24 protein-coding genes are annotated in these 25,155 nt (G+C 58.8%); 17 read left to right on the plus strand and 7 right to left on the minus strand.

Annotation, left to right across the window (positions count from 1 at the left end; translation table 11 throughout):
• Positions 1-105: 105 nt before the first annotated feature.
• Both QIT27_RS04640 and QIT27_RS04645 read left to right on the plus strand, forming a co-directional pair.
• A complete protein-coding gene (locus QIT27_RS04640; protein ID WP_253017854.1) occupies positions 106-834 on the plus strand; it encodes a tellurite resistance TerB family protein in 729 nt (242 codons plus the stop codon).
• Positions 834-1,310, plus strand: a complete 477-nt coding sequence (locus QIT27_RS04645) for a phosphatidylglycerophosphatase A family protein (protein WP_285263039.1) — start codon at positions 834-836, stop codon at positions 1,308-1,310. The genes QIT27_RS04640 and QIT27_RS04645 overlap by 1 nt, the downstream gene beginning before the upstream one ends.
• Before the next feature lie 104 nt (positions 1,311-1,414).
• Here QIT27_RS04645 and QIT27_RS04650 read toward each other — a convergent pair whose 3' ends face one another.
• The 3 genes from QIT27_RS04650 to QIT27_RS04660 all read right to left on the minus strand — a co-directional run bounded on the left by QIT27_RS04650 (position 1,415) and on the right by QIT27_RS04660 (position 4,634).
• The gene (locus tag QIT27_RS04650; RefSeq protein ID WP_285263040.1) at positions 1,415-2,797 is read right to left on the minus strand and encodes an NAD-dependent succinate-semialdehyde dehydrogenase; all 1,383 of its coding nucleotides are present in this window, start codon (positions 2,795-2,797) and stop codon (positions 1,415-1,417) included.
• Between the two features lie 231 nt (positions 2,798-3,028).
• Complete coding sequence (gene msrA, locus QIT27_RS04655) at positions 3,029-3,652, minus strand: peptide-methionine (S)-S-oxide reductase MsrA (RefSeq protein ID WP_285263041.1); 624 nt, start codon at positions 3,650-3,652, stop codon at positions 3,029-3,031.
• Between the two features lie 73 nt (positions 3,653-3,725).
• Positions 3,726-4,634, minus strand: a complete 909-nt coding sequence (locus QIT27_RS04660) for a LysR family transcriptional regulator (RefSeq protein ID WP_285263042.1) — start codon at positions 4,632-4,634, stop codon at positions 3,726-3,728.
• A gap of 138 nt (positions 4,635-4,772) precedes the next feature.
• Between QIT27_RS04660 and QIT27_RS04665 the strand changes: the two genes are divergently transcribed.
• From QIT27_RS04665 to QIT27_RS04690, 6 genes are all read left to right on the plus strand, one after another.
• Positions 4,773-6,284, plus strand: coding sequence for a CoA-acylating methylmalonate-semialdehyde dehydrogenase (locus QIT27_RS04665; RefSeq protein ID WP_285263043.1), 1,512 nt, complete (start codon positions 4,773-4,775; stop codon positions 6,282-6,284).
• Positions 6,285-6,311: 27 nt separating this feature from the next.
• Positions 6,312-7,988, plus strand: a complete 1,677-nt coding sequence (locus tag QIT27_RS04670) for a GMC family oxidoreductase (protein ID WP_285263044.1) — start codon at positions 6,312-6,314, stop codon at positions 7,986-7,988.
• A gap of 190 nt (positions 7,989-8,178) precedes the next feature.
• Positions 8,179-8,385 carry a cold-shock protein gene (locus tag QIT27_RS04675; RefSeq protein WP_054641278.1) on the plus strand — a complete coding sequence of 69 codons (207 nt, stop codon included), beginning with the start codon at positions 8,179-8,181 and terminating at the stop codon, positions 8,383-8,385.
• 267 nt (positions 8,386-8,652) lie between these two features.
• Positions 8,653-10,422, plus strand: coding sequence for an SLC13 family permease (locus tag QIT27_RS04680; protein ID WP_159342906.1), 1,770 nt, complete (start codon positions 8,653-8,655; stop codon positions 10,420-10,422).
• A gap of 72 nt (positions 10,423-10,494) precedes the next feature.
• Positions 10,495-11,160, plus strand: a complete 666-nt coding sequence (locus QIT27_RS04685; RefSeq protein ID WP_285263045.1) for an alpha/beta hydrolase — start codon at positions 10,495-10,497, stop codon at positions 11,158-11,160.
• Complete coding sequence (locus tag QIT27_RS04690; RefSeq protein WP_285263046.1) at positions 11,161-12,156, plus strand: YihY/virulence factor BrkB family protein; 996 nt, start codon at positions 11,161-11,163, stop codon at positions 12,154-12,156.
• A 77-nt stretch (positions 12,157-12,233) separates the two neighbouring features.
• Here the strand turns inward: QIT27_RS04690 and QIT27_RS04695 are convergent, their stop codons facing one another.
• Positions 12,234-13,643, minus strand: a complete 1,410-nt coding sequence (locus QIT27_RS04695) for a PhoH family protein (RefSeq protein WP_285263047.1) — start codon at positions 13,641-13,643, stop codon at positions 12,234-12,236.
• A 214-nt stretch (positions 13,644-13,857) separates the two neighbouring features.
• Positions 13,858-14,727 carry a LysR family transcriptional regulator gene (locus QIT27_RS04700; protein WP_350338755.1) on the minus strand — a complete coding sequence of 290 codons (870 nt, stop codon included), beginning with the start codon at positions 14,725-14,727 and terminating at the stop codon, positions 13,858-13,860.
• Between the two features lie 117 nt (positions 14,728-14,844).
• Between QIT27_RS04700 and QIT27_RS04705 the strand changes: the two genes are divergently transcribed.
• Together QIT27_RS04705 and QIT27_RS04710 are read left to right on the plus strand one after the other, a co-directional pair.
• Positions 14,845-15,708, plus strand: a complete 864-nt coding sequence (locus QIT27_RS04705) for a cation diffusion facilitator family transporter (protein ID WP_159342902.1) — start codon at positions 14,845-14,847, stop codon at positions 15,706-15,708.
• A gap of 104 nt (positions 15,709-15,812) precedes the next feature.
• The gene (locus QIT27_RS04710; RefSeq protein WP_159342901.1) at positions 15,813-16,082 is read left to right on the plus strand and encodes a hypothetical protein; all 270 of its coding nucleotides are present in this window, start codon (positions 15,813-15,815) and stop codon (positions 16,080-16,082) included.
• Positions 16,083-16,139: 57 nt separating this feature from the next.
• Here the strand turns inward: QIT27_RS04710 and QIT27_RS04715 are convergent, their stop codons facing one another.
• Positions 16,140-16,328, minus strand: a complete 189-nt coding sequence (locus QIT27_RS04715; protein WP_139526597.1) for a DUF3008 family protein — start codon at positions 16,326-16,328, stop codon at positions 16,140-16,142.
• 107 nt (positions 16,329-16,435) lie between these two features.
• Between QIT27_RS04715 and ybaK the strand changes: the two genes are divergently transcribed.
• The 6 genes from ybaK to QIT27_RS04745 all read left to right on the plus strand — a co-directional run bounded on the left by ybaK (position 16,436) and on the right by QIT27_RS04745 (position 23,470).
• Positions 16,436-16,903, plus strand: a complete 468-nt coding sequence (ybaK, locus tag QIT27_RS04720) for a Cys-tRNA(Pro) deacylase (RefSeq protein WP_159342900.1) — start codon at positions 16,436-16,438, stop codon at positions 16,901-16,903.
• A 108-nt stretch (positions 16,904-17,011) separates the two neighbouring features.
• On the plus strand, positions 17,012-18,409 hold the full coding sequence (gene dbpA, locus QIT27_RS04725; RefSeq protein ID WP_159342899.1) for an ATP-dependent RNA helicase DbpA: 1,398 nt from the start codon (positions 17,012-17,014) through the stop codon (positions 18,407-18,409).
• A 48-nt stretch (positions 18,410-18,457) separates the two neighbouring features.
• On the plus strand, positions 18,458-19,315 hold the full coding sequence (locus QIT27_RS04730) for a PA4780 family RIO1-like protein kinase (RefSeq protein ID WP_159342898.1): 858 nt from the start codon (positions 18,458-18,460) through the stop codon (positions 19,313-19,315).
• 98 nt (positions 19,316-19,413) lie between these two features.
• Entirely contained in the window at positions 19,414-20,457 is a 1,044-nt protein-coding gene (locus tag QIT27_RS04735; protein ID WP_285263049.1) for an AbrB family transcriptional regulator, read from the plus strand.
• A 67-nt stretch (positions 20,458-20,524) separates the two neighbouring features.
• Entirely contained in the window at positions 20,525-22,417 is a 1,893-nt protein-coding gene (locus QIT27_RS04740) for an ABC transporter ATP-binding protein (RefSeq protein ID WP_285263050.1), read from the plus strand.
• Between the two features lie 45 nt (positions 22,418-22,462).
• On the plus strand, positions 22,463-23,470 hold the full coding sequence (locus QIT27_RS04745) for a zinc-dependent alcohol dehydrogenase family protein (RefSeq protein ID WP_285263051.1): 1,008 nt from the start codon (positions 22,463-22,465) through the stop codon (positions 23,468-23,470).
• 101 nt (positions 23,471-23,571) lie between these two features.
• Here QIT27_RS04745 and QIT27_RS04750 read toward each other — a convergent pair whose 3' ends face one another.
• Positions 23,572-23,838, minus strand: coding sequence for a hypothetical protein (locus QIT27_RS04750; protein WP_159342894.1), 267 nt, complete (start codon positions 23,836-23,838; stop codon positions 23,572-23,574).
• A gap of 137 nt (positions 23,839-23,975) precedes the next feature.
• Here QIT27_RS04750 and QIT27_RS04755 point away from each other — a divergent pair, with 137 nt between their 5' ends.
• Positions 23,976-25,154, plus strand: coding sequence for a hypothetical protein (locus QIT27_RS04755; RefSeq protein WP_285263052.1), 1,179 nt, complete (start codon positions 23,976-23,978; stop codon positions 25,152-25,154).
• Position 25,155 lies beyond the last annotated feature (1 nt).

A 25,155-nucleotide genomic window follows, 5' to 3' on the forward strand; every position in this document is an offset into this window, starting at 1 on the left:
TAGCGCGGGGTTAATTCATGCTGCATTCATGTAGCATGCGTTATAACAAGGGTTAAACGACCCGCGTTTGCCCCGTCGAACGAATGTTTATTGAGGAGTGCAAGGATGAACGCAAGCAAAATTCTACAGCAGCTGATGAGCCAGGCCAGTGGTAGCAAAGGCAGCAGCGGCGGCATGGATGTCAAAGGTGTGATTGATGGGCTCTCCCGCCATTTAGGCGGTAATAGCAGCCAAGGTACACGTCAAAGCAGCGGTTCCAGCGGTTTTGATGTGAAAAGCCTGCTGGGCGGCGGTGCCATGGGCATGCTGGTGGGTTCCAAACGTGGCCGTAGCATGGGCGGTAAAGCGTTGAAATATGGCGCGATTGCGGGTGTAGGCATGCTGGCGTGGAAAGCGTGGCAAAGCTCGCAGGAAAAGAAAGGAGCGGCGACCCAATCCTCATCAGAAGGCGAGCGCGTCGAGGTGCTGAGCGGTGAGTATCAAGAGCGCCGCAGCCTGGAGCTGTTGCAGGCAATGATCATGGCCGCCCGGGCGGATGGTCATATCGATGAGCAGGAGCAGGCGCTAATCACCGATCAGATTGATGCCCTAGGCGCGGATCAGGAGATGCACCGCTGGGTGGAACAGCAGTTAAAAGCACCGCTGGATGCCCAGGCACTCGCCCGTGAGGCGGATTCCCCCCAGGCGGCCCGCGAGATGTACCTGATCAGCGTGGCAGTAATTGACGACCAAAACCCCATGGAGCGGGCATGGTTGGATCAACTCGCCAGCGCGCTAAACCTAACGCCAGAGATGGCGGCAGAGCTTGAACGTCAGGCACAGCAGGCTGGCTAATGTTCGATACGATTAATTTTTGGCTAGCGACCGGCTTTGGGCTAGGGCTAGCGCCCGTTGCGCCAGGCACCTTTGGTTCATTGATTGGCTTGCCGTTGGCGTGGTGGCTCTTGGGTCGCCCGACCGGGCAGCAGGCTGCCATCATCGCGCTGATGCTGGTGGCCGCGGTGCCGGTGTGTCATATCGCGGCGTGGCACTACGATGGTTTGGATCACGGTAGCATTGTCGCCGATGAGTACGTCGCCTTCCCGCTGGTAGTGCTGGGGCTAACAGCCGCTCGCCATCCGCTGGTACTGGCCTTGGCGTTTGGCGTCTACCGCTTCTTCGATGGCTTGAAACCGCCACCTATTCATTTAGCGGAATACGTTAACGGCGGGTTGGGCATTGTGTTGGATGACGTGATTGCCGCGCTGGTAAGTTGGCTGGTAGTGGCACTGTTGGTGACGCTATGGCAGCGTCGGCGGCAAATCGCCTAACGCTGCTTTTAAAATACGCTACCTATAAAAACGCCGCAGGTCGTGAAACGACACTGCGGCGTTTTTGTGGGTTTGCCCATCGTGAGCCGATGGGCTTGATGATGTTAGCTTTGAACCACAATCACCGATTTAGCGTTGACGAACTCGTGCATACCAAAGCCGCCGTGCTCACGGCCATAGCCTGAATCCTTCACGCCGCCAAACGGCATTTCAGGCGTTGCCACACCAAAGCCGTTGATAAACACCATGCCGGTATCAAAATACTTGCTGGCAAGCTCGGTGGCACGCTTCACATCTTTGGAGATGATGCCGCCGCCCAAGCCGTAGCGGCTGTTGTTGGCGATGCGCATGGCGTCTTCATCATCTTTGGCGCGAATCAACGCGGCAACCGGGCCGAACAGCTCGTCGTCGTAGGCGGGCTGGCCGGGGGTGACGTTATCCAGCACGGTTACCGGGTAGAACGCCCCTTTACCTTCTGGTTTTTCGCCGCCGCAGAGGATTTTCGCGCCTTTACGCACGCTCTCTTCCACCTGCTCGTGAAGGCCGTCGCGAAGATCGACACGGGCCATCGGGCCTAGGTCGCTATCTTCTTTGGTCGGGTCGCCCGCTTTCAAGTCCTTCATGCGCGCCACGTAGCGCTCTTTGAACGCTTCATAGTTTTTCTCGGTGACCACAAAGCGTTTTGCCGCCACACAGGTTTGGCCGCCGTTAAAGACGCGGCCAGTCACGCAGGTATCCACCGCCACGTCCAGGTCGGCATCGTCCAGCACCAAGTAGGCATCGTTGGAGCCTAGCTCTAGTACGGTCTTTTTCAGATGCTCGGCGGCTTTAGCGGCCACTTTGCGGCCAGCGCCGTCGCTACCGGTCAAGGTCACGCCACGTACGGCTTTATGGGCGATGACAGTGTCGGACACATCGTGTGAAATGACGAGCGTACGGAAAACGTTTTCCGGCAGGCCCGCTTCACGGTAGATTTTTTCCAGCAGCAGGCCGCTGCCCGTCACGTTTTCAGCGTGTTTTAGCAGCACACTGTTACCCGCCATAATATTGGCGATGGAGTAGCGCACTACTTGGTAAGCAGGGAAGTTCCACGGCTGAATGCCGTAAATCACGCCCATGGGGGAGTAGGTGACGATGCCGCGCTCGCCATTGCCGGGTTTGCGCTCTTCATCGGCCAGCTTGGTGGGACCATGCTCGGCGGTGTAATCACAAATGCCGACGCAAAGATCCACTTCCTGGCGCGCTTGCGAGGGCAGCTTGCCCATCTCTTTGACCATCAGGTCGGCAAGCTCTTCTTTATGCGCGCTCATTGCTTCGCCAATGGCTTTCACCACCTTGGCTCGGTGCTCGAGCGGCTTGAGCCGCCAATCCAGAAACGCCTCATGACTGGCCTCGACTACCTGCTTGGCCTGGCTTTCATCCATCAGCGTATAGGTCTCAAGCGTTTCGCCGGTGGTCGGGTTCACTGTCGTAATGGTGTTGCTCATAAGATCTCCTATCTTTAGATCAACGGGGCGTTTAATCAGATAGAGCAGCCCTTTAGCCGACTGGTCTATTAATGCTGACTTTCTACCTTAGTAGAAAAATGGCGGTTTGCCCAAATGAATGAGTCGCCATCATATAAACCTGCTAGTAGGGCAGGGCGCATAGGGAATCGTTCCATAAAAAACGCCAAGGCGAATCAACCGCCTTGGCGTTTTGAGGCTAACGGGGTGAGATTACTCGACAGTAGGGCCGCCCGCTTCTTCGCCCCACACTTCTTCTAGACGGTCATCCCGACCGCAGCTCAGGCGGTAGAATTTGTAGCGCAGCGGATTTTTTTCGTAGTAATCCTGGTGATACTCCTCGGCTGCCCAAAACTCGCTGGCAGGAACGATTTGAGTCGCTATCTCTTGATCGAAACGGGCTTCCATCTCGGCTTTTGACGCTTCGGCCAAGGCCCGCTGCTCATCATTATGATAAAAGATCGCCGACCGGTACTGATCACCGCTATCGCAGAACTGGCGGTCGACGGCGAAGGGGTCTATGTTCCGCCAGAAAATCTCCAACAGCTGTTCATAGCTGATTTGGCTGTCGTCATACTCGATTTGCACGACTTCCGCATGGCCAGTACCGCCTCGGGAGATCTGCTCGTAGGTCGGATTCTCAAGCTCGCCGCCCATGTAGCCGGATATGGTGGCGCTCACGCCCGGCTGTTTGTCGTAAGGCGGTTCCATGCACCAGAAACAGCCGCCAGCAAAGGTCGCCTCGCTATTGGACTGCGCGTGGAGCGATGTGCTTGCCAGACCGGCGGCGGCCATCACGCACAGGGTTAAAGGGCGAATATGGGGAAATCGGATCATTGCAAACACTCCGGTGGCGGTGACGAATCAAAGCTCGTTATTGAGTCCATTAGTGTCGAGAGGTTCCGCTTCCTTACAGCGACCTTAGACGATGCGGCCATACCGTATCGAGGGTGTCCAGCGCCGCCTTAATTGTAGGTTCGGTGGCGCGGTCGCTGCGCCAGATCAGGCTTAATGCGCAGGGCAGGCGAACGTTGTCCGCCACCGCCAAGCCGCTCTCTTGGCGTTCGGCCATGGCCAGCGCGTCTCGCGCTAGGCTCAGGCCCACGCCTGCTCTGACTAAATCCAGCATACACGCCTCTTGGTCGACCTGGGCAACACGGTTCGGGGTCGCGCCGCTTGCGGCCAGCGCTCGCTTGAGTAGCCGGGAGTGCGCTGACACAGCGGGGGTCACAATCCAGGGCAGTTGCGCAAGCGCTTCCCAGCGGGTATCGGCAAGTTTGGCTTCCCAGCCCGGCGGTGCCACCACGTGGTAGTGAAAGTGGGTTAGCTCCCGCCACTCGAGGTCAGGATGGCCGGTGCCTTCGTCGGGCGGGGCGAGAAAAAAGCCTACATCTAACTCCCCCTGTCCCACACTGCCCAATACGCTGCCGCTCATGCCGTGGTGAAGCTCGGTTTCCAGCTGTGGCGCGCGGGCCATCAAGCGGCTGAGAAAATCGCCCAAGCGAATAAATTCCGGGTCAACAATGGTGCCAATACGCAGCTTGCCCCGCAGCGTGCTGTGTAACGCGCTGGCGCTCTGCTCAAAGGCCAGCGCGCTGGCCAGGGCATTTTCAGCGGCCGGTAGCAAGGCGTAACCATCGGCAGTCAGCGTTAACCCTTGTGGGCGGCGGGTAAACAGCGTTAGGCCCAGATGCAGCTGTAGCTGCTTCAACTTTAGGCTAACCGCGGGCTGGGTCAAATGGAGCTGCTCGGCCGCCTTTGAGACGCTGCCGGTATGGGCAACGGCCACAAAGGCCCGCAGCGTGGCGTACTCCTGCATGGTGGTGAACCTTCATTGTTGTGTTATTAGCAAAGCTTATATCTGGGTTAAAAATTACTCAATTGCTTGGCCTGTTAGGCGGGGTAGTCTAGTGATCATCCTCCGATCACTTAAGCTTTTGTTATAAAGGTAGCGACAATGACAACCAACGCCATCCACCACTTTATTAACGGCCAACGCAGCGAAGGCGCCTCCGGCAGCGCCCAGGATGTCTTCAACCCTGCCACCGGGCAGGTCACTGGCCGCGTTGCCCTGGCTTCGGCCGCCGATGTGGACACCGCCGTGCAAGCCGCCCAGGCGGCATTTCCAGCCTGGGCCGATACACCGCCTATTCGTCGCGCTCGGGTCATGTTCAAATTCCTGGAGCTGCTGAACGCCAATAAAGATGCCCTGGCCGAAGCAATCACCAAAGAGCACGGCAAGGTATTTACCGATGCTCAGGGCGAAGTGGCACGGGGTATTGATATTGTCGAGTTTGCCTGCGGCATTCCCCAGCTATTAAAGGGTGATTACACCGAGCAGGTTAGCACCGGCATCGATAACTGGACCGTGCGCCAGCCGCTGGGCGTGGTTGCCGGTATTACGCCGTTTAACTTCCCGGCGATGGTGCCGATGTGGATGTTCCCCATCGCCATTGCCGCCGGTAATACCTTTATTCTCAAGCCCAGCCCGCTGGACCCTAGCGCCTCGCTGATGATCGCGGATCTGCTAACTCAGGCAGGCCTGCCCGATGGCGTGTTCAACGTGGTGCAGGGCGATAAAGACTCCGTCGAAGCGCTGATCGATCACCCTCACGTTAAAGCGCTGTCGTTCGTCGGCTCCACGCCGATTGCCAACCTGATTTACGAGCGCGGTGCCAAGCACGGCAAACGCGTGCAGGCGCTGGGCGGGGCGAAAAACCATATGGTGGTCATGCCAGACGCCCACCTGGATAAAGCGGTGGATGCGTTAATTGGTGCAGCCTACGGCAGTGCGGGCGAGCGCTGCATGGCGATTAGCGTGGCCGTGCTGGTCGGCGATGTGGCCGATAAAGTCGTGCCGATGCTCACCGAGCGGGCTAAGGCGCTGAAAGTCAAAGATGGCATGCAGTTGGATGCAGAAATGGGGCCCATCGTGACCCGCCAAGCGCATCAACGAATCACCGGCTACATCGAAAAGGGCGTGGCAGAAGGCGCGCAGCTTATCGTCGATGGCCGCGAGTTTGATAGCACTCAAGCGGGTGAGGGCTGTGCAGACGGTTTCTGGATGGGCGGCACGCTGTTCGACCACGTCACGCCGGAGATGACCATCTATAAAGAGGAGATCTTTGGCCCGGTGCTGGTATGCGTGCGCGTGCCGGATGTGGCGACCGCCATTCAACTGATCAACGACCATGAGTTTGGCAACGGGGTGAGCTGCTTTACCGAAAGCGGCAGCGTTGCCCGCGAATTTGGCCGCCGTATTCAGGTGGGGATGGTCGGTATCAACGTACCGATTCCGGTGCCTATGGCGTGGCACGGTTTTGGCGGCTGGAAGCGCTCGCTGTTTGGCGATACCCACGCGTATGGCGAAGAGGGTGTGCGCTTCTACACCAAGCAGAAGTCGATCATGCAGCGCTGGTCGGACTCCATCGACGCGGGTGCAGAGTTTGTGATGCCGACGGCGAAGTAGCGCCTGACCGTTACGGGAGCCAAGCCCATGCCAACAAATACAACCACTCATCCCACCGCAGAAGCATTTGATTACATCGTGATTGGCGCAGGCACCGCAGGGTGCCTGATGGCCAATCGACTGAGCGCCGACCCCAATAATCGGGTGCTGCTGATTGAGGCAGGCGGTCGGGATAACTACCACTGGATTCATATTCCAGTGGGCTACCTTTATTGCATTAATAACCCGCGCACCGACTGGCTGTTTCGCACCGAGCCGGACAAAGGGCTCAATGGCCGCTCGCTGATCTATCCTCGGGGGAAAACCCTGGGAGGCTGTTCTAGCATCAACGGCATGATCTACATGCGCGGCCAAGCGCGGGATTATGACCACTGGGCAGAGGTCACCGGCAGCGACGAGTGGCGTTGGGAGAACTGCCTGCCCGACTTTATTAAACACGAAAACCACTACCGGCTGGATAAAGGCAGCGACGGTGATGAGACTCACCGCGCTTTTCATGGCCATGGCGGCGAGTGGCGAGTTGAGAAGCAGCGCCTGAAATGGGAAGTGCTGGATGACTTTGCCGAAGCAGCGGTGCAGGCGGGTATCCCCCGCACCGATGACTTCAACCGGGGGAGTAATGAGGGGGTTGCCTATTTTGAGGTAAACCAACGTGACGGCTGGCGCTGGAATACCGCCAAGGCGTTTTTGCGCAGCGCGCTAAAGCGGGACAACCTGACGCTTTGGCACTCCACCCAGGTAAATCGGCTCTGCTTCGATCATACACAAGCGCCTCGTTGTACGGGGGTAGAGGTGGTGCGCAGCGGCAAAATCCAGCGCGTACAGGCGCGAAAAGAGGTGGTGCTGTGTGCGGGGGCCATTGGCTCTCCCCACCTTTTACAGCTGTCGGGCATTGGGCCTGCTGAGCATCTGCGTGAACACGGCATTGAGGTGGTGCACGACCTGCCTGGGGTAGGTGAAAACCTGCAAGATCATCTCCAGATTCGCTCGGTGTATCGTGTCAGTCATGCCAAAACGCTCAATGCTATTGCCAGTACGCTGTGGGGCAAGGCGGGGATTGGCTGGGAGTACGTGACCAAGCGCACCGGGCCGATGAGCATGGCGCCTTCGCAGCTTGGTGCGTTTACCCGCAGTTCTGACGATCAGCCGTACCCCAATATTCAGTATCACGTTCAGCCGCTCAGCCTAGAGGCCTTTGGGCAGCCGCTGCATCCGTATCCGGCCATTACCGCGAGCGTATGCAACTTGAACCCTACCAGCCGAGGAACGGTGCGTTTGAAAAGCGCCGACCCGCGTCAGGCACCGGCGATTTCGCCGAACTATCTCAGCACGGCGGAGGATCGCAAGGTGGCGGCTGATTCGCTGCGGGTGACCCGGCGTATCGCTGAACAGCCTGCCTTCGCTAAATATTCACCTGAAGAGGTAAAACCGGGCGTTGAGTATCAAACGGATGACGAGCTAACGCGGCTAGCGGGAGATATTGGCACGACGATTTTTCACCCGGTCGGCACCACGCGGATGGGCAAACGTGATGACCCAATGGCGGTGGTGGATGAAAAATTGCGGGTGCGTGGGGTGGTGGGATTGCGGGTCGCGGACGCGGGCGTGATGCCGACCATCACCAGTGGAAACACCAATTCTCCGACGTTGATGATCGCCGAAAAGGCGGCGGGATGGATTTTGAAAGAAAATTCATTGCATTGACTTTTTTTTCCATCATAGTGTTGACGTGCGGCGTCGTTAAGCGCATGCTGCATGCAGTTGGTTAGCAAGTCGAACGTTGTCAGCAGTATCGAAACGCTCTAGCGTTGAGTCTGGTGAAAGTTTCTTGTTCTACCCACTGCAACTCGGGTATTACCCGGCTCTACATTAAGCTAAATCGAGGATTTCGATCATGGCAACTGGTACCGTTAAGTGGTTTAACGACACTAAAGGCTTCGGCTTCATTTCTCCGGACGACAACGGCGACGACCTGTTCGCGCACTTCTCCGAAATTCAAGCTGACGGCTTCAAAACTCTGCAAGACGGCCAGAAGGTTTCCTTCGACGTCACCCAGGGTAAAAAAGGCCTTCAGGCTTCCAACATCAAAGTTCTGGGTTAATCCAGCTTGATGTTTGCCGCTAGCACTCGATGCTAGCGCGCTAGAAAAACCCCGCCTTGTGCGGGGTTTTTTGTTTGTGGATTATTATCTGACTCACACCTCACACCTCACACCTCACACCTCACACCTCACACCTCACACGCATATTCTTTTTTGTTCTGACTGTGTTTCTAAAAATAACTTTTTAGAATATCTGCTAGGCGGCACAATGCCCTTCATATTGTTCGGTTATGTCAGTTGAGTGGGCTTGAGAAAGGATGTGGGGTTATGTCGCTGGATGCTTGGATTGCAATAGGGGTCGTGCTGACGATTTTTCCGCTGATGGCGCTCTCTCGCCTCGGTCCGGACATCATTTTAATGGGCGCAGTAGTGGTGTTAATGACACTGGGGGTCATCGATCCTCAACAGGCGCTGGGTGGATTTTCCAATAGCGGCCTGTTTACCGTCGCGTTCATGTACGTGCTGGTGGCTAGTATTCGTGAGACTGGCGGTATCGATCTGATCATTCGCTACGTGTTGGGGCGTCCATCGAGTGAACGCGGCGCGCTGACACGTCTATTGTTACCCGTAGCGTCGCTCAGCGGCTTTCTCAATAACACCCCGGTGGTGGCAACCTATATTCCCGCCGTTTTGAGTTGGAGCCGCCGTTTGCGGCTTTCCCCACAGCGCTTGCTCATGCCGCTGAGCTTTGCCTCTATTTTAGGCGGTACTATCACGCTATTTGGTACCAGCACTAACCTGGTAGTGCATGGGCTGCTGATCGAGCGCTACCCGGAGTTGGCCATGGGGCTTTTCGACTTGGCGTGGGTAGGGATTCCGGTCGCGGTCGCGGGCTTGGCATATCTGATTTTCCTTGGCCCGCGTTTATTGCCCGCCCGTGGCGGCACGGCTAAAGCCTTTGCCAACCCACGCGAGTTCACGATCGAAATGGAAGTCGACCCATCAGGGGTGCTGGTAGACCGCACGGTCGAAGAGGCGGGGCTGCGCCATTTGCAGGAACTGTTCCTTGTAGAGATCGAGCGTGCCGGTAACGTGGTCAGTGTGGTTGGACCAGGGGAGCAGCTCAAAGGCGGGGATCGTTTGGTATTCGTGGGTACTTCGGATGCCGCTGTGGAGCTTCAGCAGATCCGTGGGCTGATCCCTTCTCGGGATGGCGCTTCTAGCCTAGAAAAAGAGTTCAAAGAGCGCCGTTTGGTCGAGGCGGTAGTCTCCAATCAATGCCAGTTTATTGGTCAACGGATTCGTGACGGTCGATTTAGAACGCTATACGGCGCGGCCGTGCTGGCGATTTGTCGCGGCGGCGAGCGCGTGAGAGGGAACCTCGGCCAAGTGCGCTTGCAGCCTGCCGATGTATTGCTATTGGAGGCACGCCCGCCGTTCATCGAGCGCCACCGGCAGTCGAAAGATTTCTTATTGATCAGCGAACTCAACGGCTCGGCGCGGCCCATTCATGAAAAGGCGCCGCTGGCGTGGGGAATTTTAATAGGTGCGGTGCTGCTGGCGGCGTTGGGCGTGCTGAGCATGCTCAATGCCGCCATGTTGGGCGCGGCCATGGCACTGTTGACCGGCTGTTGTACGGTGGGCGCCGCCAAGCGCGGGCTAGACACCCAAGTGCTTTTGACCATCGCCGCTTCGTTTGGGGTGGGGGCAGCGTTACAGTCGTCAGGTGCTGCGGATGCCATGGCAGGCAGCGTGCTATCGCTGGTGGCGGGCAGCCCGTGGCTGCTGCTGGTGGGAACTTACTGCGTCGTGGCGCTGCTTACGGAGTTAGTGACCAACAACGCGGCGGCGGTGATCATCTTTCCGGTGGTTATGGCGGCCGCAGAAAGCCTCGGCGTCAGCCCCATGCCTTACGTAGTCGCGGTGATGTTTGCTGCGTCGGCCAGCTTTCTTACCCCGATTGGCTATCAAACCAACTTAATGGTGCACGGCCCCGGTGGTTATCGCATCACTGATTTTCTCCGCGTCGGCGGCGGCTTGAACGTGCTGACGGGGGGGATTGCCGTGAGCCTGATTCCTTGGGTATGGCCGTTCTAAGCCGCTAATGACTCGCTCCCCGCGCTGCTTTACGCTAGGGTGGCGCTTTTCATATCAGCAAGGACATAGCCCATGACAGCCCCAGGCGAACTGATTATTGAACCGAAAAATGGTCAACCCGCCGATGCGTGTGTGTTCATCATTCACGGCTTAGGTGCCGATGGGCACGATTTCGAGCCGCTAGTGCCTGCCTTGGCGCTGCCGGAAAGCGTCAACGTGCGCTTCATCATGCCCCATGCCCCGCGCCTACCGGTGACCATCAACGGCGGCATGGTGATGCCCGCTTGGTACGACATCCTGGCGATGGACTTGGGGCGTCGGGTTGATGAGGTGCAGCTGAAAACATCCGCCGAGCGTATTCAGGCGCTGATCCAAGAGCAGATCGACCAAGGCATGGATAGTCAGCGCATCATCGTGGCGGGCTTTTCCCAGGGCGGGGCAGTGGCGTATCAGGCCGCGCTGTCGTTTCCTCAGCCGCTAGGTGGGCTGTTGGCGATGTCGACCTACTTTGCCACCGCCGACAGCATCGAGCCTGCTGAGGCGAACCGTCACGTGCCGATCGACGTTCATCACGGTAACTTCGACCCCATCGTGCCCGAAACCCTGGGCCGTAGTGGCGTCGAGCGTTTGAAGGCCATGGGATATAACGTCAACTATCGCCAGTACCCGATGGCCCATGCGCTCTGCCCGCAGCAGGTCAACGATATCGGCAAGTGGCTGAGCGAGCGGTTGGGCTAAATGGATAGCCACCGTCGAGGTCGTGCCGCCGACGTGCCCAGCGATATCCCGCGGCGGGGCTGGCACGATATTGCCTGGCGCGTTGTGCGTGCGGCTCGCCGGGATCGAATCACCATGTTTGCCGCAGGGGTGGCGTTTTACGCGCTGCTGGCGCTGTTTCCAACCATTGCGGCGGTGATCTCGGTGTGGGGGCTGCTGTTCGATCCGGTGGAGGCGGGGCGTCAGCTCTACACGATCAGCCGTTTCATGCCACCGGATGCGGCCAATTTGATCGATCAACAGGCGCAGGAAGTGGTCGAGAGCACCGAAGCGGGTAACGTCATGACCGCGTTGGCGGGGCTACTCATTGCCATGTTCATTGCCTCGAAAGCCGTTTCGGTGCTGGTGATCGGTCTCAATGCGGTATACGGCGAGCAGGAAAAGCGCTCGCTGCTCTACCGGGGCGTAGTGCTAGTGTCGCTGACCCTGGGCTTGATTGGCATGACGTTGGTCTCGTTGGGGTTCATCGCCATCGTGCCTGCCATGGTGGATAGGCTCATGATCGATCCTCCCTTGGATCGCGTGCTGCAGTGGCTGCGCTGGCCGGCCCTGTTGGTGTTGATGAGCCTACTGATCGCGCTGCTCTACCGCTTCGCGCCTTATCGGCGCTCACCGCAGTGGCGCTGGCTGAGTTACGGCACCCTGTTTGCGACGCTAATGTGGTTGCTGGGCTCTGGCGCGCTGTCACTCTATGTGCGCTACTTTTCGACGTTTAGCGAGCTGTACGGCTCGATAGGGGCGGTCGTGGCGCTGATGCTGTGGTTTTGGCTCTCGGCATTCGTCGTGCTGTTCGGGGCGGAGCTCAATAGCGAAATGGAGCGCCAAACCTGCCATGACACCACCGTGGGCGAAGCGCGCCCGCTAGGTGAGCGCGAGGCGTTTGCTGCCGATACCATCGGCGTCGAGAACCCCTGGAACAGCGACAATGCCGCAAAACGGCAGCCGCCGTGCGATTGAAGACAAAGGAGAGCCGCCCAGCGAGCTGGGCGGGGTAGAGTAGCGAGAGAAGGGTAACGACAGAAGCGCAAAGAGCGCTACAGCAGCTCTTCGGCCGCCAGGGCCAAGCGAGAGCGCTCGACGCTTTTCAAGGTGATATGCCCGGCGTGAGGCCAATCTCTGAACCGCTCGACCACGGCGGCCATGCCGCAGGTATTGGCGGTGAGGTAGGGCGTATCGATCTGCCCGACGTTGCCCAAGCAAACGATCTTGGTATTGCGCCCTGCACGAGTGACCAACGACTTTAGCTGTTTAGGTGTGAAGTTTTGCGCCTCGTCGATGATCAAGAAGGTATCGTTCAGGGTGCGCCCGCGCATAAAGCTCGGTGAGCGGATTTGTACCCGTGAACCAATTAGCTGTCGTGTGGCACCGTTGTCCCACGTCGACTCTCCCTCTTCGTTGCGCAGCAGGTTATCCATGTTGTCGTGGAAGGCGCCCATCCACGGTGACATTTTCTCCTCCTCGGTACCTGGCAAGAAACCAATGTCCTCGCCCATGGGAATCGGCGCGCGGGTGAAGACGATACGCTCGAAGCGCTTGGCGTCCAGGGTTTGCTGGAAAGCCGCCGCCAGGGTCATGAAGGTTTTACCGGTGCCCGCATTACCGGCAATGGTGACGAGGTCGATCTCAGGGTCCATCAGCAGGTTGAGGGTAAAGTTCTGACGGCTGTCGTGGGCGTGCACGCCCCACACCCCTGCGTGGTGGCGATAGTTGGTGAGTAGCTGCAGCCGCGCAGAAGAGGATGATAGCTCCCGCACGATGGCCTCGAACTCGGCGCCGTTCTCGCTATCGGAGACCAGCATGCCCACGTGCCAGTCGCGAGGCATTTGGCCACTGAGCTGATAGAAAGTGTGATGGCCCACGCGCTCGACGGTGACTTCGACATTCAGCGCTTCCCATAGCGAAGCGCCGTCATGCCCTGCCTGGCTGTATACCTGCGCGCCCTCGATCATCGCATCGCTATCGGAGAAGGCGCGGTCGTTGAGGTAATCCTCTACCGGTACTTTCAGCGCGGCGGCTTTGACCCTGAGGTTAATGTCTTTCGTAATCAGAATGACCGAGGCATCCGGACGTTCGTCACGCAAACGGCAGGTTTCTGCCAGGATTCGGTTGTCGGGACTATCGTCTAACGAGTCGAAGGGCTTGAGGTCGTTGTAGCACAGAAAGTGCAGGCGGCCGGATTCTCCGCTGATGCGGGGGATGGGAATGCCTTGCTGTATTTCGTCGAACGTCACTTGGCTGGTGAGATCGGACAGGGTGCGGCTGATTTGCCGTGCCGTACGGGCGATTTCGCGGATGCCGTTCTTGTGCTTGTCCAGCTCTTCAAGCACGGTCATGGGGATGACCACATCATGCTCATCGAAATGGTAGAGCGCGGCGGGGTCGTGGATCAGGACATTCGTGTCTAGGACGTACAGCCTAGTCGCTTTCTTATCGAGTCGTACCATCGCGGAAACTACTCCTTGGTTGACGGCAACATCGACACTGGCAGATGCACTTTACGCTTAGATGACACTTGCCTGTGTCGGTTCTCTAGCGTGTCCTTTGGGCTCCTTCAATGGCCTGTTTTTTTACAGCGTGGCGGGCAATTGCTTTTTTCGCCACTGCTAAATTTCAACGCTGCTCATGCGCGGTGCTCCGCTTTTCGACTGAGAGGGGCGCTCAGCGTGTGGTGCCTAAAAAACGGATGACGTTGGTCAGCAGCGCCGTGGCGACTACGCCGAGACTCTCGCCTTCCACGTAACGGTAGTAGTGACTTTCCAGCAGCAGGTCGTGGTTGAGCGCACACAGACTGTGGCTGGCCAATGCCTCTTTGACGAGCGGGTAGGGAAGCAGTGCCCAGCCGGTGCCATTGATCACTGCATCGCGAATCACCTCGAACATGGTCAGGCCAAGATAGTTGGTGGAAAACAGCGCTTCGCTCACCAGTTTGTCGCCCTGATCGAAGGTCAGACATACCTGGGTGTACTGGGCCAAATCATCTTTAGTGACGTTCGGCAGGCGGCTGAGTGGATGGACTGGCGCCGCGACCAGGCTCATGCTAATAGGCGCCAGGTTGCTGGCATTCACCGCCGCCCCTTCGGCGGTATACAGCCCAAAGGCAATATCCACCGTTTGACGCAGCACGAACTGGGCGTGCTCTTGGGGGGGCAGCAGGTACACCGAAATGGCCGTGAGTGGGTAGCGCTGTTTCAGGTCGTGCATGACCTGTCGCCAAAATGCCTCGGGTAGCGCGTCGTCCCGCGCGATGCAAAGCTGACTCTCCACGCCTTGTAAGTGTTGCTGGCAGTGCTTATTGATGCGGTTGGCACTGGTCAGCAGGCGATAGCAGTCGGGCAGCACGCTTTCCCCCACGGCCGTGAGCTGAAGGCTGTTCCCCGAACGCTCGAAGAGTGCCACGCCCAGGCTATCTTCCAGCGCATTGACGGCGGCGCTTAGCGTGCTGCGCTTCATGCCGGTGTGCCGTGCGGCGGCGGCAAACGACCCGTGCTCCGTGACATCGATAAACGCCTGGACTTGTTCTGCGCGCATGATGGTCCCTTGATCAACGTGCTTAGTGCCAAAATAGTTGGCGCTGAGCGACTGGTGAAGCGTCAGTGTACTCACTATGATGGCCTGCGTTTACCACTCTCTACTGGAGCAACCCGCGTGACCCCCTTTGTCGCCGAGCGCCGTGCGCTAAGATTTTCCGCCATTTCCGCTAGCCTGTTTGCCTTTACCGGGCTTGCCTTGGGCCTTGCCAGTGGCTCGATAACGATACTCTTCGATAGTGGCTATTCGCTATTAAGTTTAGTGCTGGCATCGCTCTCTCTGTTTGCGTTGCAGCAGGCCCGCAAACCGGCGGATGATCACTACCCCTTTGGGCGGCTGACGGTCGAACCGCTGGCCGTGCTGCTCAAAGGCGTGGTGATTGCGCTGGTGTGTTTGTTTTCATTGGTCTCAGCAATCTGGAGTCTGGCGCAAGGAGGGCGTCTGGTCACGCTGGACTTGGCGCTGATGTTTGGCGTGGTCAACGTGACCGGTTGTTTGCTCACGTGGTGGTGGCTGACCCGCTATGCCAAGGTGGCGCAGTCCTCGCTACTGGCCGCAGAGCTTCGCCAGTGGCAGATGGATACCTGGCTAAGTGCCGCCGTCATGCTGGGCTTTGCCCTTACTTGGGGGTTAACCCTCTCGCCCTGGGCGCACTTGGCGCGTTTTGCCGACCCGGTGATGGTGCTGATCATTGCCGGTTACTTCCTGCCCATGCCCATTCGGATGGTCAAAGGAGCGCTGCGTGAGTTGATGTTTGGTGAACCGGTAGGCAGCGTCCGCCAAGAAGTGGTGCAAGAAGTGGCGGATTTCGATATCGCCGACGACGATGTGCGCCTTGCCCAGGTAGGCAGCTTCTTGATGGTCGACATTCAGCTCGATAAGCAGCAGATCGATGACGCAGAAGAGATCGTCGAGAGCGTCGAGCAGCACTGTAAGCTGCGTAATTTGCGCCCGGTGACGAGCATTACGCTGGTCACGTAATGCTTGCATTGAAAAAGTGTTGACGCTATCGAAGGTGTGGTGATATTTAGCGCTACCGACAACTGGTGTCGGCCTAACACTGCACTTTTGAGGGTTGCAAAAACATGCCACTGCGCCGCTGTTTGCCCGTGCTGCTGGTCACCGCTTTGGTGGCTGGCTGCGCAAGTTCTACCATTGCCCCACGTTACACCACTGAAAATCCAGACGTCATGCGGATCGGCGGAGAGCGCCCCGTCAGCGCGGACCCGCGTACCGAAAACGCCGGTTCGTTCTGCCTGGAAACCACCGAGCGTTGGAACGAACATGGCCGCACGCCGGATGGCCAAACGCTGTGGGCGAAAGATACGCTGCGCCGCGTGGTGCCTTGCCAATAATTGGCTGACATAGGTTCACGCAAGCTGCGCCAGCGCAAGCCGCTGGCGCAGCATCGCTCAATCGTCCTCTTTCTTTTGCGGTTTGCCCTTACGCTGGGTACCCGCCATCTCTTCCAACTCCTCTTCGCTCATCGAGTCATACATCTCTTTCGAAGCGTCATATAGCTCGCTCGGCTTGGTCTCACCGCGTTTGGCGGAAAGGGCCGCGCCAGCGGCTTTCTGCTGTGCTTTAGAGGTGGCTTTCATTTAACGACTCCTGTCAGTTGACTTCCATGAGGTGCTCACGCTATTAAGCCTAGCAGTGGGAAGTGATGTTTTCAGATAGGCTGACGCGTTTAACTTAAGAGAACTCCATGACACCGGCGATTAACAGCGCAAGGCATGCAGGTATTGCGTTTCAACTCCATGAGTATCAGCACGATGCCGCCGCCCCGTCCTATGGGCTGGAAGCGGCGGACAAACTTGGCGTGACGGCCGAGCAAGTGTTCAAAACCCTCGTCGTTAGCTTGGATGGCAAGCAGTTGGCCGTTGGTATCGTCCCCGTGAATAGCCAGTTGGGGCTGAAGCAGATCGCCAAAGCCGCTGGCGCTAAAAAAGCCGTGATGGCCGCACCGGATGTCGTCGAGCGTACCACCGGCTACGTGCTGGGCGGTGTGAGCCCGCTGGGCCAAAAAAAGCGCCTGCCTACCTTTATAGATGCGTCGGCGCAGGCGTGGTCGACGCTATACGTGAGCGCCGGGCGACGTGGGTTGGAAATCGAGCTCTCGCCGGAGGACCTTGCCGCACTCAGCCAAGGGCGATTCGCAGCGCTCTCTGCGTAGGCACGACGCGTCAGGATCAGCGCGTGGCAAAGCAGGGGGTGGCACTTTCTGGTATGGTGCTTCACATTATCGGTTTGCTGGGCATCACGCCCCCTTCAGGAATTTTTCGTGTCAGATACCTCGTTTGCCTCTCTTGCCCTCTCGCCCGCGCTGCTGAGCACGCTCGACTCCCTGGGCTATCACGCGATGACGCCCGTTCAAGCACAAAGCCTGCCACCCATGCTGGTGGGACGCGATGTGATGGCGCAAGCCAAAACGGGGTCAGGCAAGACCGCCGCCTTTGGCTTGGCGATTCTTTCCCAGTTGCGCCTCGAGGCGTTTAGCGTCCAGGGTTTGGTCCTGTGTCCCACCCGTGAACTGGCCGACCAAGTGGCGGAAGAGTTGCGCCGTCTAGCCCGTGGAATGCCCAACGTGAAAGTGCTCACACTCTGCGGCGGCGCCCCGTTTGGCCCGCAGCTCGCATCGCTGGAGCACGGCGCCCACATCGTGGTGGGCACGCCGGGCCGGGTGGATGAGCATCTGCGCAAGGGTTCGCTCACCCTTGGGTCACTCACCACGCTGGTGCTGGATGAAGCGGACCGCATGCTAGACATGGGTTTTCAGGTCACCATCGACGATATCATTGCCGATACGCCTGCCGACCGCCAAACGCTGCTTTTTAGCGCGACATTCCCTGATGAGCAGGCCTCCGGCGGTCTCGCAGCCATGACGCGTGGCGTCATGCGCGATCCGGTCAGCGTTAAAGTCGCAGAGACCCATGACGCGACGACCATCGAGCAGCACTTTTACCGTGTGTCTCATGACGACGACCGTTTTGCTGCATTGACCGAGCTGCTGCTCGCCACGCGGCCTACCACCAGCGTGGTGTTCTGTAACACCAAGCGAGAAACCCAGGCGGTAGCCGATGGTTTGGTCGACGCGGGCTTCAGCGCCGTCGCTTTGCACGGCGATCTCGAGCAGAAAGACCGCGACCGGCTGCTGGTGCTGTTTGCCAACCAGAGCGCATCGATTTTGGTCGCCACCGATGTCGCCGCCCGCGGGCTGGACATTGCCCAGCTGGACGCCGTCTTCAATTACCAAATCGCCCGCGAGCTGGACGTCCACGTTCATCGGGTAGGCCGAACGGGGCGCGCCGGGGCCAGCGGTATCGCCTGCACCCTGGTGACACCGCAGGAAGATTATCGACTCGAACGCCTCGCTGAGCTGTTGGGCGAGCCGCTCTCGACCGAGCCGCTGCCGACAGCGGCTAACGGCACACCGTTCGAGGCTCCCATGGCTACGCTACAGTTGGCGGGTGGTAAAAAGGATAAGCTGCGCCCAGGCGATATTCTGGGAGCATTGACCAGCGAAGGCGGCTTGCGCGGGGATCAGGTGGGCAAAATCAAAGTGCTGGCCCGAAGTGCATACGTCGCGGTCGAGCGCAGCGTCGTCCAGAAAGCTCAGGCCAAGCTGGAGCGGGATAAACTCAAAGGGCGCGCTTTCCGCGTGCGACGCATTCGCCATTGACGACCCCCACGACGGGGTCGTTACCAGAAGGAGCCTTCGCAGCAAGCTATGAAAACACCCAAACGATTACAGCCCTTGGTCGATGATGGCCTGATCGATGAGGTGCTGATGCAGTTGATGAGCGGCAAGGAAGCGCAGGTGTATGTGGTGCGCTGCGGCGACGACACGCGCTGTGCCAAAGTCTTCAAAGAGGCCAAGCAACGCAGTTTCAAACAGGCGGTGCAGTACCAAGAGGGGCGTAAAGAGCGCAACAGCCGCCGGGCCCGTGCCATGGCCAAGAAAACTCGCTACGGCCAGAAAGAGCAGGAGCAGGCGTGGCTCACCGCCGAGGTGGACGCGCTGTACCGCCTAGCTGCCGCCGATGTGCGTGTACCTAAGCCGTACGGTTTCGTGGATGGCGTGCTGCTGATGGAGATGATCACCGATGCCGAAGGCGACGTGGCACCGCGCTTGGACGATGTCACCCTGACCGAAGAGCAGGCGCTGCGCTATCACGCCAAAGTGATTCAAGACGTGGTGAAAATGCTTTGCGCTGGTCTGATTCACGGTGACCTTTCTGAGTTCAACGTGCTCGTCGATGCCGATGGCCCGGTCATTATCGACTTGCCCCAAGCGGTAGACGCGGCCGGTAATAACAGCGCCGCCGCCATGCTGGAGCGCGATGTCGATAACATGCGCGCTTATTTTGGTCGCTTTGCTCCCGAGCTGCTCACTACTCACTACGGCAAGGAGATGTGGGCGCTGTATGAAGCGGGCGAGCTGCACCCCGATAGCAAACTCACCGGCCACTTCGAGTTTGATAGCCACATTGCCAACGTGGATGAGCTGATGGAAGTCATCGACGACGCCAAAGAAGAAGAGGCAGAGCGCCAAGCGAGAATGCGTGATGACGACGACGAGGATTGACCCCAATAGTGATAAACTGAGGCAACGCTTAGCAGAGTAAGTAGTTGGATGAAACGACTCTGCCATATCGCATAGCCGAAAGATCACCGGAGGGGAGTGTGAAGGGCAGCCGTTTCAGTGCAGGGAGAGCCAAAGCGCTTGTCTTATCGCTCAGTGTTGGTGCAGCAGGCGGTGTGCTGTTCCACATTTCGGGGCTGCCGCTGGCCTGGATGCTTGGCCCCTTGGTGGCGAACCTGCTGGTGTCTGCCAAAGGGGTGAAGGTTGAAGTGCCTGAATCGCTGCGCAGCGTGTTTTTAGCGGTGATGGGCATGGTTCTCGGCAGCCAAGTCACGCCTGAGCTGGCCCACCGGGTGCTGGATTGGCCCGTTTCGGCCATGCTGCTGTTGGCGGGGGTCGCGGCGTCAACCGCCGTGGCGTCAGCCTGGTACCGCCGCTGCGGTTTCGACCCGGTCAGCGCCTGGTTTGGTGCCTCGCCGGGCGCCATGACCGCGATGATCCTACTGGGTGAACGATGCGGCGGCGACCCGCAGCGCATTGCCATTGCCCAGTCGCTGCGTATCGTGCTGGTGATCCTCTTTCTACCGCCGCTGTTTTGGGCATTCGAAGGGGGAGAAGGTACGCTGGGTCCGACAGCGTCAGCACTTACCGATGGCTGGTTGTTGCTGGCTATTCCACTGTTGCTGCCGCTAGGGAAATGGCTACGCCTGCCAAGCCCCGCGCTGCTCGCTCCCTTGTTAGCCACCGCGCTACTCTCCGGGCTGGATATTGCTAGCCTCGCCTTGCCAAGCTGGGGTATGAATCTGATGCTCTGGGTGCTGGGCAGCGCCATTGGTTCACGCTTTCAAGGTATGACGCGGCGGCTCTTGGGGCGCTATCTTTGGCAATCCGGAGTGGCGACGCTGTTGGCCCTCATCGTGCTGGCCGTATTTGCCGAACTGATCCACCAAACCGTAGGCGTGGGGCGTGATGTGGCGCTCTTGGCGCTGGCCCCCGGCGGTATTGGTGAAATGGCGATACTCGCCGTCGCGCTCAACATTGACCCAGTGTTCGTGGCGTTTCACCACCTGCTGCGGATGGTCACCCTGATGATTGTCGCTCCCTTCTGGGCCCGCTGGTTAATGCGTCATCATCCTGACGCCTGACGTCGCGATCATTACGCAAACATTCCTACGCTGTACTCCCTTTTATCGCGTCTTGTAAGGACTTTCCATGCTGTCACGTCTGCTCTCGCCGCTGTTCCGTTTCTTTGAGGAGCGCGTCAACCCTTATCCAGAGGGTGAGGTCACCACACCGCCTAAAGGGCTGTTGCCGTTTATCTGGCACTTTTCGCGCCCGGTGTGGCCGTGGCTGCTAGTGATGTCGCTGATTACGGCGGTGGTATCCGCCGCAGAGGTGGTGTTCTTTAGCTACATGGGCGATTTAGTGGATTGGCTGGGCGGCGTCGAGCGCGCCGATTTTTGGGCCAACCACGGGCTGTGGCTGGCGGGCCTTGGTTTGTTAGTGGTAGTGGGCCTGCCGCTATTGGTGCTGCTGCAGTCGTTGGTCACTCACCAGAGCATTTTTGGTAACTACCCGATGATTGGCCGCTGGCTCTCTCATCGCCATATGCTCAGCCAGAGCCTGGCATTCTATCAGGATGAGTTTGCCGGGCGGGTATCGCAAAAAGTGATGCAAACCGCGCTGGCCGTGCGGGAAACCGTCACGAAAGTGATGGATCTGCTGGTCTACGCCATCGTCTATTTTACAGGGGCGGCCATCTTGCTAGGCCGCGCCGATCCATGGCTGCTGCTGCCGCTAGGGCTTTGGCTGATCGGTTACTTGGGCATCATGCGCTTTTTCGTACCGCGCCTGCGGGATGTTTCCATGGCCCAGGCGGATGCGCGCGCGCAAATGACCGGCCGCGTGGTGGATAGCTACAGCAATATCCAAACCATCAAGCTGTTTGCCGACACTCAGCGCGAAGAGCGCTACGCCAAAGATGCTATGGAGGGCTTTATGGTCACCGTGCATCGCCAGATGCGCTTGGTCACGGTGATGAGCGTCTGCTTGACGCTCCTTAATACGCTGCTGCTGGTCGGCACGGCGGGCATGGCGATTGCCGCGTGGTACATGGAGGCGATCTCCCTGGGCGTGCTGGCCATCGCCATTGCCCTGGTGATGCGGATCCGCTTTATGTCCGACTGGATTTTATGGGAAGTCGCCGGGCTGTTTGAAAACATCGGCACGGTGCAGGATGGCATGAACACCATCGCCCAGGAGCCGACGGTGAAAGACGCGCCCAACGCCAAAGCGCTGACCGTGCCCAACGGCGAGATCGTCTTCGACACACTGCGCTTCCAGTATGCCCAGGCAAAAGGGGAGAGCAAGAATGTGTTTGATGGGCTGAACCTGACCATCAAGCCCGGTGAAAAGATTGGCCTGATTGGCCGTTCCGGGGCGGGAAAATCGACCCTGGCGAACCTGCTGCTGCGCTTTTACGACCTGCAGGGCGGGCGCATTTTGATCGACGGACAAAACATTGCTGAGGTCACCCAGACCTCGCTGCGCCACCAGATCGGCATGGTGACCCAAGACACCTCGCTGCTGCACCGTTCGCTGCGAGATAACATCCGCTACGGCAGCCCGAATGCCAGCGATGCGGATGTCTGGCAAGCGGTGTGCCGCGCCCATGCTGATACCTTCATCAACGACCTAGTCGACCCCAAAGGGCGGCGAGGTTTGGATGCTCATGTGGGTGAGCGGGGTGTGAAGCTCTCAGGCGGCCAGCGCCAGCGCATTGCCATCGCCCGGGTGCTGCTCAAAGACGCCCCCATCCTGGTGTTGGATGAAGCCACCTCGGCGCTGGATTCCGAAGTCGAAGCGGCGATTCAAGAGCAGTTGGATGCCTTGATGGAGGGCAAAACCGTGATTGCCATCGCCCATCGGCTCTCTACCATTGCCATGCTAGACCGTTTGATTGTGGTGGATGAAGGGCGCATGGTGGAGAGCGGCACCCATCAGGAGTTGCTCGCCCGAAACGGCATCTACGCAGGCCTATGGCAGCGTCAGTCGGGCGGCTTTTTGGGCAACGACCTTGATCCTGATGACAACGCCCCCATTTGAGACTAGACCGGTCGCCTAGTAAGGGCGCATTTACAGGAGGTAGTGATGCAAGCGATTGAGCTTCAACAACCCGGCGGTTTAGATAAATTAAACGTTGTCGACGTGGCAGCCCCAGGGGAGCCAGGCCCCGGCGAGATTAAAGTGCGCCTGCACGCCAGCTCACTGAACTTTCACGACTACGCGGTCGTGGCGGGGATGATTCCCACCGATGATAAGCGCATCCCAATGTCCGATGGTGCGGGCGTGGTGGAAGCCGTTGGCGAAGGTGTGGAAGAGTTTGCCGTGGGCGATGCGGTCGTCTCGACTTTCTTCCCATACTGGCTGGAAGGCCCGGCGCGCGTAGGCGATTTCACCACCACCCCAGGCGATGGCGTCGATGGCTATGCCCGCGAGCAGGTGATTCGTCCGGCTGAGTGGTTTACTCGCCAGCCGCAAGGCTACAGCCATGCCGAGTCCGCCACGTTGACGACCGCAGGCCTAACCGCCTGGCGCGCGCTAGTAGTAGACGGCGGCTTGAAGGCTGGCGATACCGTGCTGGTACTGGGCACCGGCGGCGTCTCCATTTTCGCCTTACAGTTTGCCAAACTGATGGGCGCTCGGGTGATCGCAACGTCTTCGTCTAATGAAAAGCTGGAACGCCTGCGCACGCTAGGCGCGGATCACACCATCAACTACCGTGAGACCCCGGAGTGGGGCAAAGCCGTGCAAGCGCTCACCCATGGCGAAGGCGTGGATCACGTGGTCGAAGTAGGTGGCCCCGGTACGCTGCCGCAATCCATCGATGCGGTGAAGATTGGCGGGCATATCTCACTGATTGGTGTGCTCACCGGCCGTGAAGGTGAGATCCCGACGGCTAAGCTGATGGCAAAACAGGCTAAATTGCAGGGGCTTATCGTAGGTAGCCGTCGTCATCAGATCGAGATGATCCAAGCGATCGAAGCGGCGAAGCTCAAACCGATCATTGACCGTGAATTCCCGCTCAGCGAGATCGCCGATGCGTTTCGTCATCAAGAGTCAGGCAAGCACTTTGGTAAGATCTGCCTGGCCTATTGAGCGAAGCGCGACGCTTTGTACAATGAGTAAAAAAAGCGACGAGTCAAAAGCGCGTCTGCCAAAAGCAGGCGCGCTTTTTTTGCCATGAGGGGGAGGCTACGTTACTCCCCCAGTCGGCTGTAGACCACGCCTTTGACTTCCAGCTCCCAAATATCGTCGTAGGGCACTGTCACGCCATCCATGTCGCCAGGGTCGCCCGTACTGTTTTTGATGACGGTTTCAGGAATGACTTTTACCCCCATCACACCGACATGCTGGATACGGCCGCTGAATCGATTCCCTTCCTGCTCAATGAGCACCCGCTCGCCCGCAATGCACTTTGCAAGCTTCTCGTGAAGCTCCGCCATCGTGACATTCACCACGCTCATCGTTGCCTCCTGCACATCGCTCAAAGGGGAGTTGCTTGGCTATAACGACTTTATTCTAGCCGATAAGTTCGACCAGCCCCGAGGGCAGCGCCTCAGGCATGCTAACCTTAATCTACTTTACCGAACCGAGGCAGACGATGGCGCAAGGCTCAACGAACGCGGCGTTATCGCCATGGAACGTGGTGGCACTGGACACCTTTCACACCCCCGAACGCACCCAGGCCAGCCAGTGGCGGCGTAGCTGGCGAGCAGCCACGACTTGGATGATCGGCCGCGAGGCCTCCGAGCGCCAAGCCAAGCAGGAGAGCGAACTGCGCGCGCTGCCGGAGGTCAAGCTGGCCCACTGGGCACCCAGTATCGATTGGACGCCTGCTGCCCACCGTTTGGAGCAGGCACTACGCGCCTATGAAGAAACGCCCGTCGTGCTGTTCATCTCACCGCCCCACGGTGGGCACGAAGCGGTAGTGAGCCACTGGGCCGCGCAGCAAGGTATCGAGTGCCTCACGGCTCCTACGCTGTCCGAGCTGGTCGACGGGCGCTTGGCCTGGGTCGATCATGCCACGCCACTCAAACGCTGGGCCATCCCAGCGCTGGAGCGTCACTTTCTGCGACATACCAACGGCCTTCAGGGCGTGCGTGAACTGGTCGAACGCGCTCTGAGCGGGCGTCTGGGCATGAGCGTGATCGGCTGTGATAGCTGGACGTATGCCTACTTGCAGCACGCCGTCGGCCTCGAGGGCGTACCGGTATTGACCCTGCAAGGGCTCGAAGGCGAGCAGTTAGCCCACTACTTCTCCCACCGCGTGACCCAAACGGCGGGAGCATGTCCGACGGTATATAGCACGCGGACCGGGAAACCGATTCTATCGAGCGAAAGCGATAGTAAGGCCGTCTTCAAAGAACTGCAGCGGCTGGCAGCGCACTGCCGCGGACATTTGGGAATTGCGTGGCACTACTGGCGCGAGCGACTGCGGGAGCCGTCGGAGGCGAATACCTCCAACGACGCGCTAGAGACGCGCAGCAACGCGCAAGAGCTATGGCTACTCGATGCCCTAGCCGATGCCGAGCTTCCGGCAGATACCGGCGACTTAGCCACGCTGCTACTGCACACGCTGCTGATTCACGGCGGGCTCGAAGACCAAGCCCTGAAGCACGTGCTGCCGTTTTCCGATCACGAAGCGCTGAACGCACGTTTTGCGCTGGCGCGGCGTGGCATTCTCAGCCGTCAGCAGGGGCGTTGGCAGGTCGCACCGTTGAGCTATGCCAGCGTACGGCAACTGCTAGAGTCGCGTAATTATCTGGTAGACCCGCTTTAAG

This window comes from Halomonas sp. LC1, assembly GCF_030247125.1.
Lineage (GTDB): Bacteria > Pseudomonadota > Gammaproteobacteria > Pseudomonadales > Halomonadaceae > Vreelandella.